The sequence below is a fragment of the Romboutsia sp. LXY-2 genome (assembly GCF_056171995.1).
Genome location: NZ_JBKFGI010000009.1, coordinates 70,287 through 87,364, shown reverse-complemented (window position 1 = coordinate 87,364; position 17,078 = coordinate 70,287). Strand labels below are relative to the sequence as shown.

13 protein-coding genes and 1 riboswitch are annotated in these 17,078 nt (G+C 28.3%); of the genes, 1 reads left to right on the top strand and 12 read right to left on the bottom strand.

Annotated elements, in window-relative coordinates; translation table 11 throughout:
- Positions 1-9 precede the first annotated feature (9 nt).
- The 7 genes from ACI48P_RS15875 to ACI48P_RS15845 all read right to left on the bottom strand — a co-directional run bounded on the left by ACI48P_RS15875 (position 10) and on the right by ACI48P_RS15845 (position 9,495).
- Positions 10-1,440, bottom strand: coding sequence for a YfcC family protein (locus ACI48P_RS15875; protein WP_475217495.1), 1,431 nt, complete (start codon positions 1,438-1,440; stop codon positions 10-12).
- 139 nt (positions 1,441-1,579) lie between these two features.
- Positions 1,580-1,757: riboswitch (Lysine riboswitch) on the bottom strand.
- An 86-nt stretch (positions 1,758-1,843) separates the two neighbouring features.
- Complete coding sequence (locus ACI48P_RS15870) at positions 1,844-3,139, bottom strand: sensor histidine kinase (protein ID WP_475217493.1); 1,296 nt, start codon at positions 3,137-3,139, stop codon at positions 1,844-1,846.
- Between the two features lie 527 nt (positions 3,140-3,666).
- Positions 3,667-4,620: a C39 family peptidase gene (locus ACI48P_RS15865; RefSeq protein WP_475217489.1), complete on the bottom strand. Its 954-nt coding sequence runs from the start codon at positions 4,618-4,620 to the stop codon at positions 3,667-3,669.
- A 210-nt stretch (positions 4,621-4,830) separates the two neighbouring features.
- Entirely contained in the window at positions 4,831-6,846 is a 2,016-nt protein-coding gene (locus tag ACI48P_RS15860) for an FtsX-like permease family protein (RefSeq protein ID WP_475217485.1), read from the bottom strand.
- A complete protein-coding gene (locus ACI48P_RS15855; RefSeq protein ID WP_475217484.1) occupies positions 6,836-7,603 on the bottom strand; it encodes an ABC transporter ATP-binding protein in 768 nt (255 codons plus the stop codon). Before ACI48P_RS15855 ends, ACI48P_RS15860 begins: the two co-directional genes overlap by 11 nt.
- A 182-nt stretch (positions 7,604-7,785) precedes the next feature.
- Entirely contained in the window at positions 7,786-8,823 is a 1,038-nt protein-coding gene (locus ACI48P_RS15850; protein WP_475217482.1) for a sensor histidine kinase, read from the bottom strand.
- A 3-nt stretch (positions 8,824-8,826) separates the two neighbouring features.
- On the bottom strand, positions 8,827-9,495 hold the full coding sequence (locus ACI48P_RS15845; RefSeq protein ID WP_475217480.1) for a response regulator transcription factor: 669 nt from the start codon (positions 9,493-9,495) through the stop codon (positions 8,827-8,829).
- A 317-nt stretch (positions 9,496-9,812) separates the two neighbouring features.
- Here ACI48P_RS15845 and ACI48P_RS15840 point away from each other — a divergent pair, with 317 nt between their 5' ends.
- A complete protein-coding gene (locus ACI48P_RS15840) occupies positions 9,813-11,165 on the top strand; it encodes a dicarboxylate/amino acid:cation symporter (RefSeq protein ID WP_475217478.1) in 1,353 nt (450 codons plus the stop codon).
- Between the two features lie 180 nt (positions 11,166-11,345).
- On the opposite strand, the gene ACI48P_RS15835 is transcribed toward ACI48P_RS15840, so the two are convergent.
- The 5 genes from ACI48P_RS15835 to ACI48P_RS15815 form a co-directional block, all read right to left on the bottom strand.
- The gene (locus tag ACI48P_RS15835) at positions 11,346-12,173 is read right to left on the bottom strand and encodes an undecaprenyl-diphosphate phosphatase (RefSeq protein ID WP_475217476.1); all 828 of its coding nucleotides are present in this window, start codon (positions 12,171-12,173) and stop codon (positions 11,346-11,348) included.
- Positions 12,174-12,328: 155 nt separating this feature from the next.
- On the bottom strand, positions 12,329-13,003 hold the full coding sequence (locus ACI48P_RS15830; protein WP_475217474.1) for a response regulator: 675 nt from the start codon (positions 13,001-13,003) through the stop codon (positions 12,329-12,331).
- A 4-nt stretch (positions 13,004-13,007) separates the two neighbouring features.
- Positions 13,008-14,609: an ATP-binding protein gene (locus tag ACI48P_RS15825; RefSeq protein ID WP_475217472.1), complete on the bottom strand. Its 1,602-nt coding sequence runs from the start codon at positions 14,607-14,609 to the stop codon at positions 13,008-13,010.
- A gap of 228 nt (positions 14,610-14,837) precedes the next feature.
- A complete protein-coding gene (locus ACI48P_RS15820; protein WP_475217470.1) occupies positions 14,838-15,809 on the bottom strand; it encodes a 2-keto-3-deoxygluconate permease in 972 nt (323 codons plus the stop codon).
- A 66-nt stretch (positions 15,810-15,875) separates the two neighbouring features.
- Entirely contained in the window at positions 15,876-17,048 is a 1,173-nt protein-coding gene (locus ACI48P_RS15815) for an NAD(P)-dependent malic enzyme (protein ID WP_475217516.1), read from the bottom strand.
- Between the last annotated feature and the right edge of the window lie 30 nt (positions 17,049-17,078).

Sequence of the window (17,078 nt, the reverse complement as noted above, 5' to 3'; positions counted from 1 at the left end):
TTTATTTTATTAGTTCCATCCAATTGCTTGAGCTATTGTTATAAATGCTATTGCAAAAACAAATAATATACCTTGTAATGGTAATATCCACTTTAACCACTTTCCATAAGGAATTCCAGCAAGCCCTAAGCAAGCTATTAGTATACCTGATGTTGGGAACATTGCATTTGAAAATCCATCCCCCAGTTGGAATATTAAAACTGTTAACTGACGAGATATTCCTATTAAGTCTCCAAGTGGTGCAAGTATAGGCATTGTTAATGCTGCTTGACCTGAACCAGAGCTTACAAAGAAATTAATAAACATTTGTATTGGAAGCATTAAGTATGATGCTATTAAACCAGGAAGAGTTCCTAATACTTGAGCCAAGTGGAATAATATAGTGTCTATTATGCTAGCATTTTCAGCTACTATTACTATACCTCTTGCAAATCCTAACATTACCGCTGCACCTATCATATCCTTTGCACCTAATATAAATGCATCTGCCATTTCATCTGGGCTTAATTTTCCTATTAATCCACTTATAAATCCTGTAGCTAAAAATACTGCTGCTATTTGAGGAATCCAGAATCCTTTAGCTAATACACCCCAAACTATAATTCCTATACATGCTGCAAGTAAAAATAATATTATCTTATGTGCTGTATCAAAAGTATCATCTTGATTTTCAAAGTTAGCTAAGTTTTGGCGCTTCTTTTGATCACTTTCATAGACTGGACTTAACTCAGGATTTTTCTTTATTTTCTTAGCATATAGCATTATAAATGTAATTACTGTTATTGTTGATATAATCCATATTATCGTACGATATTCAATCCCCGAAAACATTGGTATTTCAGCTATTGACTGAGCTATACCAACTGTAAATGGATTAAGCATTGCTGATGCGAATCCTGTGTTACAAGCTAAATATGTAATGGCAACTGCCACAATACTGTCATACCCTAATACTAATGTTAATGGGACCATCATTGCAATAAATGGAACGGCTTCTTCTGTCATCCCAAATACAGCTCCACCTAATGAAAACATAGAGAATATTATTGGTATTATTAAAATCTCTTTACCTCTAAATAAACTAACTATACGAACTATTCCAAAATCTATTGCTTTAGTTCTTGATATTAGGTTAAATGCTCCACCCACTATAAATAAAAATGCTATTATTTCTGCACCTTCAATGATTCCTTGAATAGGTGCTTGTAACACATCAAACACTCCTTGTGGTTGATTTTCAACGTATGTAAATGATCCATCTACAACTACAGTTTTACCAGCTTCATTTACTATCTTTTCATATGCGCCACCTGGTACAAAGTATGTAGCTATAGCAACAAAGATTATTATTGCGCTAATAATTACTAATGTGTGCGGTACTTTAATTCCCTCCCCAAATTTTTTCTTAGATACCCCTCTGTTTGATTGTGCTAAATTCATTACTATCACTCCCTCTTTAGTCATTATTCCAATAAAAAAAGTCTTGAGTGAAGCAAATCACTCAAGACTATATTCTTTTCTTTAGAATTTATAAATAGGAGTATAGTAATTATACTTATTTACAAAAATAAAATATATCTGTCATGATAGCTCACCATAAATAAATTTATGACAGTGTTATGTATATTCTACATAACCCCAACTATATAGCTTTTTAGCTTTAGCTATATGCTTCGGCGGTATTTCCTTTCAGTTTGCTTCACTGCTTGCTTCACTCCACAAACTTACTTTTAAAGACCGCGGCCTCTATCTTTTTTTATTCCGTTTTTATTTAAAAACTACTATACAGTAAAATTTTGGTTTTGTAAACAAAATTTTTAAAATAAATTTTAAATTCAGATAATTACGACGCTATAAATTCACTTTTTTGAACTGGAATTTCAATAATAAACTCAGTTTCCTCTTCATCACTTAGTACATAAATATTACATTTATTTTTTAAAAGTAATTGCTTAATTGAAAATAAACCATAGCCTCTATTACTTCCTTTAGATGACACTCCCATTCCAAATATTTTTTCAGTGTCTTCGATTTTAGGACCATTATTCTTAATTGATATAACATGTTTATTTTTTTCTATAAATGTATCAACGTGAATATATTTATATTCTACTTCACACTTTCTAAGCTCATCTATTGCATTATCTATAATATTTAAAAATATTGAGCTTAATTGAGTATCTTCAAGACAAGTATTTTCAAGTAAACTATCAATACATGCTGTTAGCTCTATTTGTGAATCAATACATTTTCTATTTTTAAAATTTAGTATTGCATCAATATAATTATTTCCAGTATTAAAAACTATACCTATATTTTTTACATCTTCTGCCAATCCTAAAATATATTTTCTTGCATCTTCATTTTTACCATTATTAATTTGCATCAAAATTATTTGCAAATGATTCATTACATCATGTCTTTGTATTCTTAATAAATCAACAGTTTCTTCCATCTGTTTTAAATTACTTGCTACTAAGTTCTTTTCTATTAAAGCTATATCTTTTCTTTTCTCTAAATTAATTACAATAATTATAAGACTTATGACACTCGCTATTATCATCATAACAAAAATTAATTCATAATTTTTATATGTTCTATAATTATTTACACTTGAAGTTGCTACAATTATGGACACTATAATTATATTTAATGATCCTAATATAATTAGACTATGAGTAATTAATCCACCTTTATCTACTTTAACTTTTCTTTTTCTATGCAAGTTCAATAAATTTACATCTTTCTTTAAGTTTAAATATACTATTATAAGAGGTATTATTAGTGTCATATATAAAAATATAGTCTTTAAAATCGGATTGCTTAAAACATATGCAAGTTCAAACCCCTGGTTATCTGCAAATGTTATCACAATAAATTCAGATACAAATTTTATCCCATAAGTCAATGCAAACAACACAATACTTATAAGTGGACTTATTTTAGCAGAAAGAGAATATAGAACTACTACTAAAATAAATGTTGATACCGTTACTATTCCACTATATAGCAAATTTTTAATAATATAACATAGTATTCCGTATATAATTGATATTTTCAATATCTTTTTCAATTCTAATTTATTACCTATAAATGAGTTCGCTAATAAATAAACAACTATTATTTCTGGTATCCCCATAATTACAACTTCAGATGCGCTAATAACGACCCCTCCCCCCTATTTATAGATTAACACATTTTTATACTTTTTTCCTTATTTAAAAGTAATAATTTGCTATCGAAATTAACTACAAACAGTAGAAAATAGTAAAAAAACTCATATCTGACAAGATATGAGTTTTTACTATTTTTTATCTAAATAAGTTTATTATAGCAATTCTTTATATTTTTTAGTATAAGCACTTTTGACTATGATAACTAATACCATATAACTTAAAATAATAAATATTAACCATAGAAAAATTACCTGTGGTAATGGATACATTCCTACAACTTGCCTCAAAATGAGTTCAAGGTATTATTGTTCCTATAACTATACCTAGTGTAGTAAATTATATTAACTGAATAGATGCTATACTTTGAATAAATGGTAGTTTTGGAGTTCTAATCATATAAATAACTAAACTCTTAGTCTATATTTTATAATAATATTATTATAGTGAATTTTTATTTTCTACACTATAATAATATTATTAAGCGGTTTAATTATATAGCTTTAAATGACCATAAATTTTTAGTCTCTTTCATGAATATATCAACATCCCAAGTTTGATTACTTCTTATTTTGCTATCAGAATCATTTATGATTATTTTATTGTCACTATCAACTCCAGTTAAAACTACATAATGACCAACGCTAGTAAATGTACCAGGTCCCATAATAGCTATTATCGGAGTTCCGCTTTTTAAAGTGTTTATTATAACATTCTCACTTAAAGGTAGTTCCTTACATTGTAATCCAAAGTTTTCAGCTGCAGCATCCATAAAGTTCCAGCTAGTTCCTACACCATTTACTATGTATCCATTTTCCTCACTAAACTCAGCTATAACTTTAGGATTTATATCTGTATTTCCAGTAAGACCTACTGCTACCATAGCTAAAGAAGTGGGTCCACACCCATTAACAGCCATAAAATCTGGACCATATTTTTCATATCCCCATCTTTCATCCCATTGTATAAAAAGTGGAATCTCACCTTTTTTATAGTCTGTTTCTATGGATATATCATTTGATACTATCCTATTATTATTAGGGAAATCTGCTACAAAATCAATAACCTCATCTTTCTTAGATGCTAATTCCAAAAGTTCTTCTGGATATGCTCCTTTGTCACTTAATATCATAGCAATTTTTTCATTTTTATCTGCCTTTTCTAATAAGCTTTGTATTACTTTATCTTCTGATTTTTTTGTTTTTTCAGGTATTGATGCAAAATAGTCTACCTCTTTTACCTCTTCTTTTACTTCTTCCACTATTTCTTCTTTCTTTTGTATTTCTTTAGAAGTTAGAAAATTACTAAATAATAATTCACTATTTTTATAACCTACGTATACTACTAATGCTATTGCTATACTAAAAGCTGTATATGTTAATATTTTTTTAGCTTTTCTTTTATTTTTTTTGGGTTTAAATATATTATTAATTCCTTTTGATGGCATAATAACCTCCTTACAAATATATATTGTTGTCATATTTATCCATAATAATTCAAATTTATAATTAATCATTAGTAAAAATTTTATTTTTTGGTAGTGATATACTTAAATTATCTAATTATATTAGCTTTTTATAAGCAAAAAATCACTCTTAATATTTAAGAGTGATTTTTTATACTTCAAATTAAAATGTAGATATATATCTTTATAAAATTATTGATTATTATAAATTATTCTTTTATAGCCATTATATGTTGCTACAAAATAAACTCCATATACCACTAATATAGCACCTATAGAAACTATGTTGTTACTTACCATATCATAGTCTCCAAAGACCTTAATAAAGTTATTTGCTACCCTTATTCCGTATATACTATGAACTAATGCAAGTCCAATAGGCAGTACAAAATACAATAAAACTTGTATAAATATTGATTTATTTATCATATCCGTACTTACTCCAAGTTTTCTAAGTACTTTATATCTTTCTATACTTTCAGTTGCTCCAGATAATTGGCTAAGGGCAAGTACCGCAGCACTAGATATTAAGAATACTATTCCTATATAAATACCTACAAATAGGAATATATTTGATGTTGCCATATTATTTTCAAAACATAACATCTTAGTAATGGCAGATATTTTAACCATATTTTTATCTTGCACGCTAGATGCTATCTCTTCAAAATCCTTTAGAACTCTTTCTTCTGTATCTATTTTGTTTCCTTTATAATTTAAGCTTAAGAATTTTTTATAAATATCCATATTCTCAACTTGATTATCATCTACTATTAGAGTTAAAAAATTCATACTCATTGGAAGTGTTTCTATAGCTTCATATTCATACTTTTTACTTATCTTTAGCTTATTATTATTAATTTCCATAAAATCATGTTTTTCTATAAAGTCCGCTACTGGATCTTTCATCGATGACATATCTGTAAGTAATATAACTTCATCTTTCTTTAAGTCAATTTCTTTTTTATTTTGCATTTTCATAAGCTTGTTATATTCAGATATTTTAATTATAGGCACATTGAAGTCTCTCATTGTCTCTATTTGTTTACTTAAGAATTGATCATTAGTATTTTCAAATGTTTCTTTAAAAGAAATGTTGTTATTATATAAGTCATACTTTACAGTTTCACTTGCATAGTCATCCAAATATATTCCCTGAGCCTTTAAATATTCATCTATTTCGATATTATCTTTTTCTTCTTCAACAGCTACATACATTGACATATCAAAAGATGTTTGAAACTCAACAGTGTTTTTAAGTGAGTTTTTCATGCCAATTCCTGTTGAAGACATACCTATTGCTATGAATAACATTAAGCATATTATGCTAATAGATATATAGTGAGTATTTATTTTGCTATTTAACTGTCTAAGTGTAAAAGTATTAAGATTTTTCAAATAGTAATTTTTACTATTTTGAGTAATTTTTATTAAAAATCCTGCCAATGCTCTAAAGAATAATACAGTTCCTATGACTCCTAAAATCATAGCTCTTTCAAATTCTTTTCCATTTAAATCTACGAGCTGATTTTCTAGTATAAATTTATATGCAAACCCTAAACAAACTATAGATAATATAAACAGTATTACTGATATAGCTAAGTTTGTTCCCTTAAGCTTTTGATTAGCTTTTGAGCTGTTTATTAAATCAATTAAATTATATCTTGATACAACTATAAAGTTTAAAAACATTACTACTATAAACATTATTCCAAAGTAGAAAGATGTTTTTAAAGTAGCTTCTTTAGAAAACACAAATTGATATTTAGTCATATTTGTTTCAAAAAGTTTAGCCGTTATACCTGCTAGTCCCTGTGATAAAAATACTCCTACAAAAATACCAACAACCAAAGATAATATCCCTATTATAATAGTTTCAACAAATAGAATTAATGATATTTTGTTTTTGCTAATTCCTAAGGTCATATATATACCAAACTCTTTATTTCTTTTCTTTATTATAAAGTTATTTGCATATATTACTAGAAAACCTAAAATACAAGATACTAGTCCTGAAACTATTGAAATAACCTGTGTTATCAACTCTACATATTGTTTTTTACTTTCTGATAAATCCATCATTATTGCTTGAGATTCTAGTGAATTAAATACATAAAATATACATACACCTAAAGCCAAAGTCAAAAAGTATATACTATAATCTCTTATACTTCTTTTTACGTTTCTTGAAGATAACTTAAATAACATTGTCGCAGTCACCTCCAAGAAGTGTAACTACTTCTATTATTCTTTTGAAAAATTCTTTTCTGCTATCATTTCCTCTTATAAGTTCATTAAAGATTTTACCGTCTTTTATGAATAATATTCTCTTACAATAACTTGCTGTAAAGGCATCATGAGTAACCATCATTATTGTAGAATTTAAGCTTTCATTTAAATCTTCCATGCTTTCGAGTAATATTCTTGCTGATTTAGAGTCAAGTGCTCCAGTTGGCTCATCCGCTAGTATTAATGATGGATTGGTTATTATTGCTCTTGCTGATGCCACTCTTTGTTTTTGTCCTCCAGATATTTCATATGGGAACTTATTTAATATATCTAATATATTCAGTTTTTTTGCTACTTCTCTAACTTTTATATCTATCTCATTCCCCTTTACTCCAATAACTGATAATGCTAAAGATATATTTTCATAAACAGTTAATGTATCTAGTAAATTAAAATCTTGGAAAATAAATCCTAAATGTTCTCTTCTGAATTTTTCTATATTTTTCCTAGATAAAGTTGTTATGTCTTTACCTTCTATCATTATAGATCCTGTTGTTACCTTATCTATTGTAGATATACAGTTTAATATAGTAGTTTTACCACTTCCACTTGGCCCCATTACCCCTACAAACTCACCTTTATCTACCTCAAAGGAAATATTATTTATAGCCTTGGTTAGATTCTTTTTATTTCCATAATACTTTTCTATATTTTTTACTTGTAATACTGTACTCATATTCTACCTCCCTTAAATATCTCACCTATTATCTAATACAGATACTAAATTTTATATTTTGAATATATTATCTAGCTACTTTTAATAGATTTTTATTTGCTTTATATTTATAGTTTATAGATATTAGAGGTTTTCTTTAATAACTTAAACTTACACAAAACTTACAGAAATGTAAGGTTCGGTTATATTTTCGTCATAGTATTTTCTGGGAATGTAATTTTAATTACTGTACATTCATTAATTTTTGAATCTATAGATATTCCTAAGTTCATTTTATCTGCTAACTTTTTAGAAATATAAAGTCCCATGCCTGTTGATTTTTTAAGTACCCTACCATTTAATCCTGTATACCCCTTTTCAAATACCTTTCTTAAATCTTTTATATCTATTCCTATTCCATTATCCTCAATAAATAACTCTGTATTATTGTTATTCTCTTTTATATAAATCTTTATTTTTCCACTCTCTTTTCCTAGTTTTTTATTAATATTATTATTTCCTATATACTTTATAGCATTGATAATAACTTGATTTAGAATAAATTCTAACCACTTATTATCACAATAAACCTTCTTATCAAAGTCATGTATATCTATTACAATGTTCTTTTCTCTAATAGGTTTTTTATTTTTTTTTATGACACTATTTACACATTGCCTTAAGTTTATCTCTTTTACTATATAGTCTTTCTCTAATTCGTTACTTTTTGAATAATATAATACTTGCTCTATGTAATTTTCCACTTTTTCTATTTCTTCTAATATACTTAGAGTGTGTTGATTTTTATTATTTTCTATTACTAGTTTACTAGAAGCTATAGGTGTTTTAATTTCATGCACCCACATATCAATATATTCTTTATATTCTTCTTGTAAATATATAAATTGATTTACTTCTTCATTCATAGACTTATCTGTAATACTAAGAACATCATATAATATTTGCCCTTCTATAAATTCAGGTCTTTGTATTAATACTGGAAGCAAATATTTTTTATCCAAATCACTTAATATACTTTGTAATCCATTGTAATAACTGGCTTTTTTATTATAATCATAAATAATTTCAATAGAGTTTAGTACTATCCATAAAATAATTATAAAATTAATGGTTATACGCTCTACTTGAAGTAAATTCAGTATATATACTACAAATATTAAAAATACTAATCTTAAGATTAAATATAGTTGTTTGTCTTTTATATATTCCCTTATACTCATAAATTACGGCATTATATAGCCTACACCCCTTCTTGTTTGTATATAGTCATTACAGCCTACTAACTCTAACTTTTTTCTAAGTCTATTTATATTTACTGTTAGAGTATTATCATCAATAAATAAATCTAAATCCCATAAATAGTCCATCAAATCTCCCCTTGATACTATTTTTCCTTGATTCTTAATTAAGCAATTAAGAATTCTAAACTCATTTTTAGTTAATTCCAGTTCTTTATTATCAAAATAAATGCTGTTTTTTGATAAATCTAGCTCTAATTTTTTATAGTTTAGAACTTCTACTGATGTTTTTTTGTATGCCCTTTTTAATATTGAATTTATATGTGCTAGAAGTATTTGTGTGTTATATGGCTTTGTGATAAAGTCGTCTGCTCCTAAATTCATACTCATAAGTTCGTCCATTTCTGTATCTCTACTTGTTACCACTATTATTGGTACATCTGATTTTTTCCTAATCTCTCTGCATATATAATATCCATCACAAATTGGTAAATTTATATCTAATAATATTAAATGTGGTTTCTCATTTAATGTATTTTCTATTATATTTTCAAATTCTTCAATTATCACTACATCATAATTGTAGTTCACTAAGAAGTTTTTTAGTTCCGTTCTTATTTTTTCATCATCTTCTATTAAAAGTATTTTCTCCACCTTGTTCCTCCCCTTATTCTATTTTTCTTCTTTATTATACCAATTTATGGTGGTATTACATACTTCAAAAGCAATGTAATTAGACTTATTCCTTTTTTATATATTTTCTATAAATTTATCTTTTATAATTTTGTAGTATTGTGTAAAAATTTGTTGACACCTATTTTTTGATACTGTATATTTAAAAATATAGGATACCTTTAAGATAGTCCCGTGAGACTAATAAGGAAATGTACGGAACAAGTGTATTTTGCCTTAATATCTTTGGTATTAAGGCTTTTTTGGTGTCCTAAAATAGACAACTTGTGGAGGATACTATGAACAAAACTCAAACTTCAAAAAATAATGCCAACAGTCTGGCAATCAAAATGGCAATCGCATTGGTACTAGGGTTAGCCCTTGGTATATCTTTTATTTTCTTAAGAGAAAACTTAATATCAAGTGGAAATACCGATACTTGGAACATGATTAATAACTTATTATTCCAAGATATAAGTAAACCTGAAGGTCAAGGGGCAATAGGATTATTTTACATAGTAGGTCAATTATTTATAAACTCATTACAATTAGTAATAGTGCCTATGGTATTTACTTCTATAACTCTTGCTATGTGTAACATAAGTGATACTAAAAAATTAGGTCGTATATCTTATAAAACAATATTAGGATTTTTAGGGGCATCTTTATTTGCGTTAGTTTTAGCTGGAATATTTGGAATGACAGCTTATAAAATGGGATTATTCAATGTAAGCATAAATGATATAGCTTCTAGTGAAGGTACTGTTGGAAGTAACCCACTATTAGTATTTGTACAAGCTATACCAAATAACATCACTTCAGTATTTAGTGAAAATGGACGTGTTTTATCAATAGTTTTCTTAGCTAGCGTTACAGGAATCTGTATAAACACTTTAGGGAATCAAATTTTAGTTTTAAAGAACTTATTGCAAGATATAAACAAGATAATAACTACATTCTTATCTTTTGTAATAACTAAGTTTGGACCAATAGCAATATTTGTTTTAATAACTAGAACATTTGCAATATATGGAGTTGAGCATCTAAGACCTGCCCTTGCATATGTTGGAGTCGCTACACTAGCATTATTAGTATTTTTAACTTTAGGATATGCACTATTTGTATACTTTACTACTGGTTTAAACCCATTAGTATTCGTTAAGAAAATTACTAAGGTTGCATTATTTGGATTCTCTACATCTTCATCAGCTGCAACTCTACCTTTAAACACTAAAACTGTAGTTGAAGAATTAGGTGTAAACGAAGAAATAGCATCTTTCACTCTCCCGCTTGGAATGACTATAAATATGAATGGAACTGCAATAATGCAAGTTATAGCAGCAATATTTATAGCAGCTAGTGCAGGATATGAAGTAAAAGTAGGTAATATTATAATAATAGCTTTACTTGCTTTAATAGCATCAATAGGTACACCAGCTGCGCCAGGTGCTGGAGCAATAATACTATTTACTGTTTTAACAGGTATGGGTTATAACAATGATGCAGCAGTTCTTGCTTACTCATTAATACTTGCAATAAACAGACCAATAGAAATGTTAGTTACTGCTCTTAATGTTGTTGGTGATGCTGCAACTGCAGTTTATGTTTCTAAGTCAGAAAATAACTTAGATGAAGAAATATATAACGGATAGTAATATATAAAATTTAATCAATATTCAAATATATAGCATTATTATATATTTATGATTATAACTAAAAAAACTATAGAAATTATAATATAAGCTCCCTTTGTGATATACAGTCTAATAAAACTGTTATCACAAAAGGAGCTTATTAATTACTATAGCTTATACTATAATTAATTATTAAATTTACATTGCAAAGAAGTAGTACATTAATAATATACATCCAAGTACTATTCTGTACCATCCAAATATTTTAAAGTCATGCTTCTTTATGTATCCAACAAGGAATTTGATTGCTAATATAGAAACTATAAATGCAACTACCATACCTACTCCTAATACCACTAGTTCAAAGCTTGTAAACACAAATCCGAATTTAAGTAGCTTTAGTAAACTTGCTCCAAACATTACTGGAATAGCTAAGAAGAATGTAAACTCAGCTGCAACTTCTCTAGATACACCTATTAGTAATGCTCCTAATATTGTAGCTCCAGAACGTGATGTTCCTGGGAATATAGCTGCTATTAACTGGAATAATCCTATTATTATTGCCGCTTTGTAAGTCAATTGATTTAAGTTTCTTATTACAGGAATTTTACCTTTATTGTAGTTTTCTACTACTATAAATAAAATACCAAATACTATAAGTGCTATAGCTACTGTTTGGAAATTATAAAATAATGCATTTATTTCATCGTCCCACATTAAACCAACTATTGCAGCTGGTATACATGCTATAACTATCTTAAACCACATTATAAATATATCTTTTTGAATGAACTGCTTGTTCTTAAATGAAAAAGGAAAAATCTTCTTCCAATATAAAACAACAACAGCCATTATTGCACCAAGTTGAATAACTACAAAGAACATTTCTTTAAATGCGTCTGACATACCTAGTTGTAAAAATTCATCTACTAGTATCATATGTCCTGTACTACTTATAGGAAGCCATTCTGTAATTCCTTCAACTACACCTAAAAAAATGGCCTTTAAAATTTCTATAAATTCCATTACTTATACCTCATTTCTCTTATTTCTTTTATCTATTTATTAATATTACTATAAATCTTAAAATATAACTATACTCAAATCTTACATTAAGGTTACATACATGTAAGATTTTCAATATAAAATAATTTTTTATGATTAAAATCTTATTATTTTAGTTAAACTTTATAATATTTATATTGAGGCCTACCTACCTTGCCATATTCAACTAACTTGTTTAATTTTTTCTCTTTCTCCATATGTTCAAGATATCTTCTAACTGTCACTCTTGCTATCCCAAGTTTTTCTGCTAAGTGCTCTGCTGTATAATATTCATAATTTCCTTTTTCTATTTCATCCCATATAGATTTATAAGTATATCTATTAAGCCCCTTAACAAATTCATCTTCACTTTGGTATACATTAGAACTTGAAATTATTTTGTCTAAGTCACTTTGCTCAATTACATCACCTTTTTTAAGTTTGTAGTATCTACCCTTAAATTGAATAAGTGATTCTTTAAATCTTTCAAAACTAAATGGCTTTATAAGATAATCTACAGCTCCTCCTCTAAAGGCTTCTTGAACTCTTTCTATAGATTTATCTGCTGTAATTAAAATAATATCAATATCTATTTCTTCCGCTCTTATCCATTTTAAGAAATCAATTCCATTTTCATTAGGAAGATATACATCCAATAATATTACATCAGGCTTTTTTTCAGAAATAAATTGTTTCGCATCATCAAGGTTCGAAACTGCTTTATACAAATTAAATCCTTCCACTCTTTTTAAGAACTTAGAATTTATCTCCCTAACCATAGGGTCATCTTCAATAATCATTACTTCAATCAATTTTTTACCCCCTTGTCATAGGTATAATAATATCCCAAAATACACCACTTTCTACATTAAGATTTATTGTACCATTCAAATCATCAATAATTTTTTTTACAATATACATACCATGCCCACGCTGGTCTTCCTTTGTTGAAAATCCTTGCTCATATATCTTTTCCCTATACTCTATGGGGATTCCACAACCATTATCTTTAACTTCTATTCTTAATACCTCTTCATCTTCCACTATTTTTATATATACAATTCCAGTACCATCATTTTTCACTTCATCTAGAGAGTTTTCTATTAAGTTCCCTACAATAGATACAATCTCTTCAGAGGTAATATGATTAGGTAATTTTTTAAGGTATGATTTTTCATCTATCTTTAATTTAATTCTACATTCCTCAGCCTTGTTATACTTTGCAAGTAGCAAAGCTGATATTGATGGATCTTTTATATTTTCAGTTAAAGTCTTACTCACTTTACTTCTTACTTTAGCTAACTCTGATATAAACTGTAATGCCTCATCATATTCTTCTAACTGTATAAGACCTGATATAGTATGAAGCTTATTCATAAATTCATGATTTTGAGCTCTTAAAGACCATGTCATCTTTTTAATACCCGTTAACTCTTCTGCCATTCTTCTTACCTCTGTTTTATCCCTAAAACTAGCAATTACACCTATAATATTTTCTCCGCTAGTTATTGGAACTATATTAGTCATTATTATAGTGTCATTAATTCTCTGTTCTTGCTCAAATTCAGATATACCAGATTTCAACACTTCTGTCATAGGGCTATTCGGAATAATATCTTCTATCATTTTCCCTATAATATTTTCCCTATCAATAGTATCTTCAAAGTGCAAAATATTTAAAGCTGAATCATTTATCAACGTAATCCTACCTTTAAAATCAATAGCCACTAAACCTTCATGAATGGCATCTAGTATCCCAATTTTTTCATTATAAAGTCTTGCTATTTCATCCGGTTCAAGGCCCATTAAAGTATTTTTTATATTACTAGCCAATAAAAATGCCCCTATTATTCCTGCTGCTAACCCACCTAATCCTATTAAAATTATATTTGTAATCGATGTATGTTTAGCTGTTTCAACACTTCTAATAAGTGTTCCAACACACACAAAACCTATCTCATTCTTATTTTCCAAATCATATATCGGAGCAAAAGCTCTTAATGATTTTCCTAAAGTTCCTGTAGCTTCAGAAATGTACGTTTCTTCATTTCTAATAACTCTACCTTCATCTCCTCCAACAAACTTTTGCCCTATCATTTCTGGCTTTGGATGAGAATATCTTATACCCTCTTTATCAGCTACGATTATATACTCAATCTGATCTAAGTGCTTAAGCTGATTATTAATATAAGGACCTATTATATGTGTAGAATCCTTATTTTTCAGTGCCTCTACTACCTCTTTAGAATTAGCAACCATCTCAGCTACATTCATAATATTAGTTTTAGCATTATTTTCAATATTTTTATTCATCCATGATACAACTAAAGAAATAATTATCGATATAGAAATAACGACTACTGCAATAATCAATAATGTAATCTTTGTCTGCAACTTCATTGTCTTTTTCTTTTTCATATTAATAACCTCAAATATACAACTAAAAATATATACCTATATTCTATTATTAAAAACTACAAAAAACATGGAGAAATAGAATGACATACTTTTAGAAGTTTTAATTTAGGAGTCTTTTCTTAAATCCTATTATATAGTACTTCTTTTGTTATTGTCTTCTATTTTTCCATGTTTAGTATATATCTAGTAACCCTTTTTTATATATTAAAATTTTATAATAACTTATTATCAAGTAGTCGCTTGATTATTTAATTTACTAAGTTTCTTTTTCTCAAGCATTTTAAATGCATAAGAAACAATAAACGGACAAAGTATTGCAGATACTACGCATGCTGCTGCAACTTGTGCTGTTGCTGTTGTTGCTATAACAGCTAATGTTGGATCTGCCGCTGCTACAGCTGCTGGTGTAGCTACAGCATTACCTGCAGTTGAACCAGTTGCCAAACCTATTATAGGTTCTTCTTTAAATAATTTAAGAAGTATATATGATCCTACCCCAGTAACTGATGCAATTATTCCTAGTAATATACCAGGACCACCAGCTTGTATTATAGTTGTAAGATCCATACCTGCACCTAATGGGAATGAGAAAAATGGTATTAATAATAACTTACTACTTCCAAGGAATGCTCTCATATCAGAGTCAATATTACCTAAAATCATACCTATTATTATTGGAATTAATACTGCTATAAGTGCATTAAAAGGAACTTGAGCAAGACCTGATGCTCCTAATGCAACTAATGTAAAGAATGGTCCATCTTTTAAAGATAATATAGCATATGCTCCTACATCTGTTTCATCTCCATATTGAGAAGCAAGAGATGCATATAGTCCACCATTACAGTTTGTTAATGCTGCAAGTATTGCTAAAGGTGATAATCCTAATACACCTGCAGGTCCAAATACTTTTCCTACAAATACCCCAATACCAGCACCTACTATAAACTTACCTACTATTAATAACGCACCTTTTTTTAATGCTTTTGGAGCTAACTTAAAGTTAATTTGTGAGCCAATTAAAAACATAAAACAAGCTAATATTGTTGATGATGCCTGTTTACTAAACAGTGCAGTTGTAAATCCACCAATCTCCAAAAATTGTGGAAAAAATGTATTGGTTAATACTCCTAAGAAAAGTGGAACAACCATCATACCACCTGGTATTTTATCAATTGTTTTCTTAATTGGAATTTGCATTTTTTTATCCTCCATCTATTAAATTTTCAGTCGTTTTAATGTTTTTAGTAACGACTAGGAAATATATTATACTTTTGCTACTCCACTTTCTATTGCTGCTTTCTTTATTGCCTCTGCAACATTAGAAGCTACTGCTCTGTCTAATGCATATGGAATTACATTATCTTCATTTAAATCTTCTTCTTTTATCATTTCTGCTATAGCATATGCAGCTGCAATTTTCATTTTTTCGTTAATATCACTTGCTCTAACATCTAATACACCTCTAAATATTCCTGGGAATGCTAGTACATTATTAACTTGATTAGGGAAATCTGATCTACCTGTTCCAACTACTCTAGCTCCAGCTTCTTTTGCTTCATTAGGCATTATTTCAGGTGTTGGATTAGCCATTGCAAATAATATAGAATCCTTATTCATAGAGCTTACCATTTCTTTGCTTACTATTCCTGGTGCCGATACCCCTATAAACACATCTGCTCCTACTAAGGCATCTGCTAAGCTTCCTTTAACATTTTCTGGATTAGTTATTTTTGCTAGTTCCTTCTTAGCATCATCTACATTTTCTATTCCTCTATAAAGTGTTCCAACTAAATCACAAGCAATTAGATTTTTCACACCTGAAGAAAGTAAAAGTTTTGCTATAGCCGTTCCAGCTGCACCTGCACCATTTATAACAACTTTTATATCTTCAATGTTTTTGCCAACAACCTTTAATCCATTTATTAATCCAGCTAAAACAACTATAGCCGTCCCATGTTGATCATCATGGAATACTGGTATATCTAGTTCTTTCTTTAATCTTTCTTCTATCTCAAAACACTTTGGTGCTTTTATATCTTCTAGGTTAATTCCTCCAAATACTGGAGATATAAGCTTAATAGTTTTAACTATCTCATCAATATCCTTTGTATCTAAACATATTGGAAATGCATCAACATTTGCGAATTCTTTGAATAAAATTGATTTACCTTCCATAACAGGCAGTCCAGCCTTAGGTCCAATATCGCCTAATCCTAATACTGCTGTACCATCTGTAACTACAGCAACTAAATTTCCTTTAGATGTATATTTGTAAACACTTTCCTCATTTTCATAAATCTTTCTACATGGTTCTGCTACACCTGGAGTGTAAGCTAAACTTAAATCATCTCTTGTTGCTACTTCTACTTTAGACTTTATTTCCATCTTTCCTATATTCATTTCATGTAATTTTAAGCTCTCTTCAAAATAGTTCATTTCCAATACCTTCCCCCTCATATTAATTCC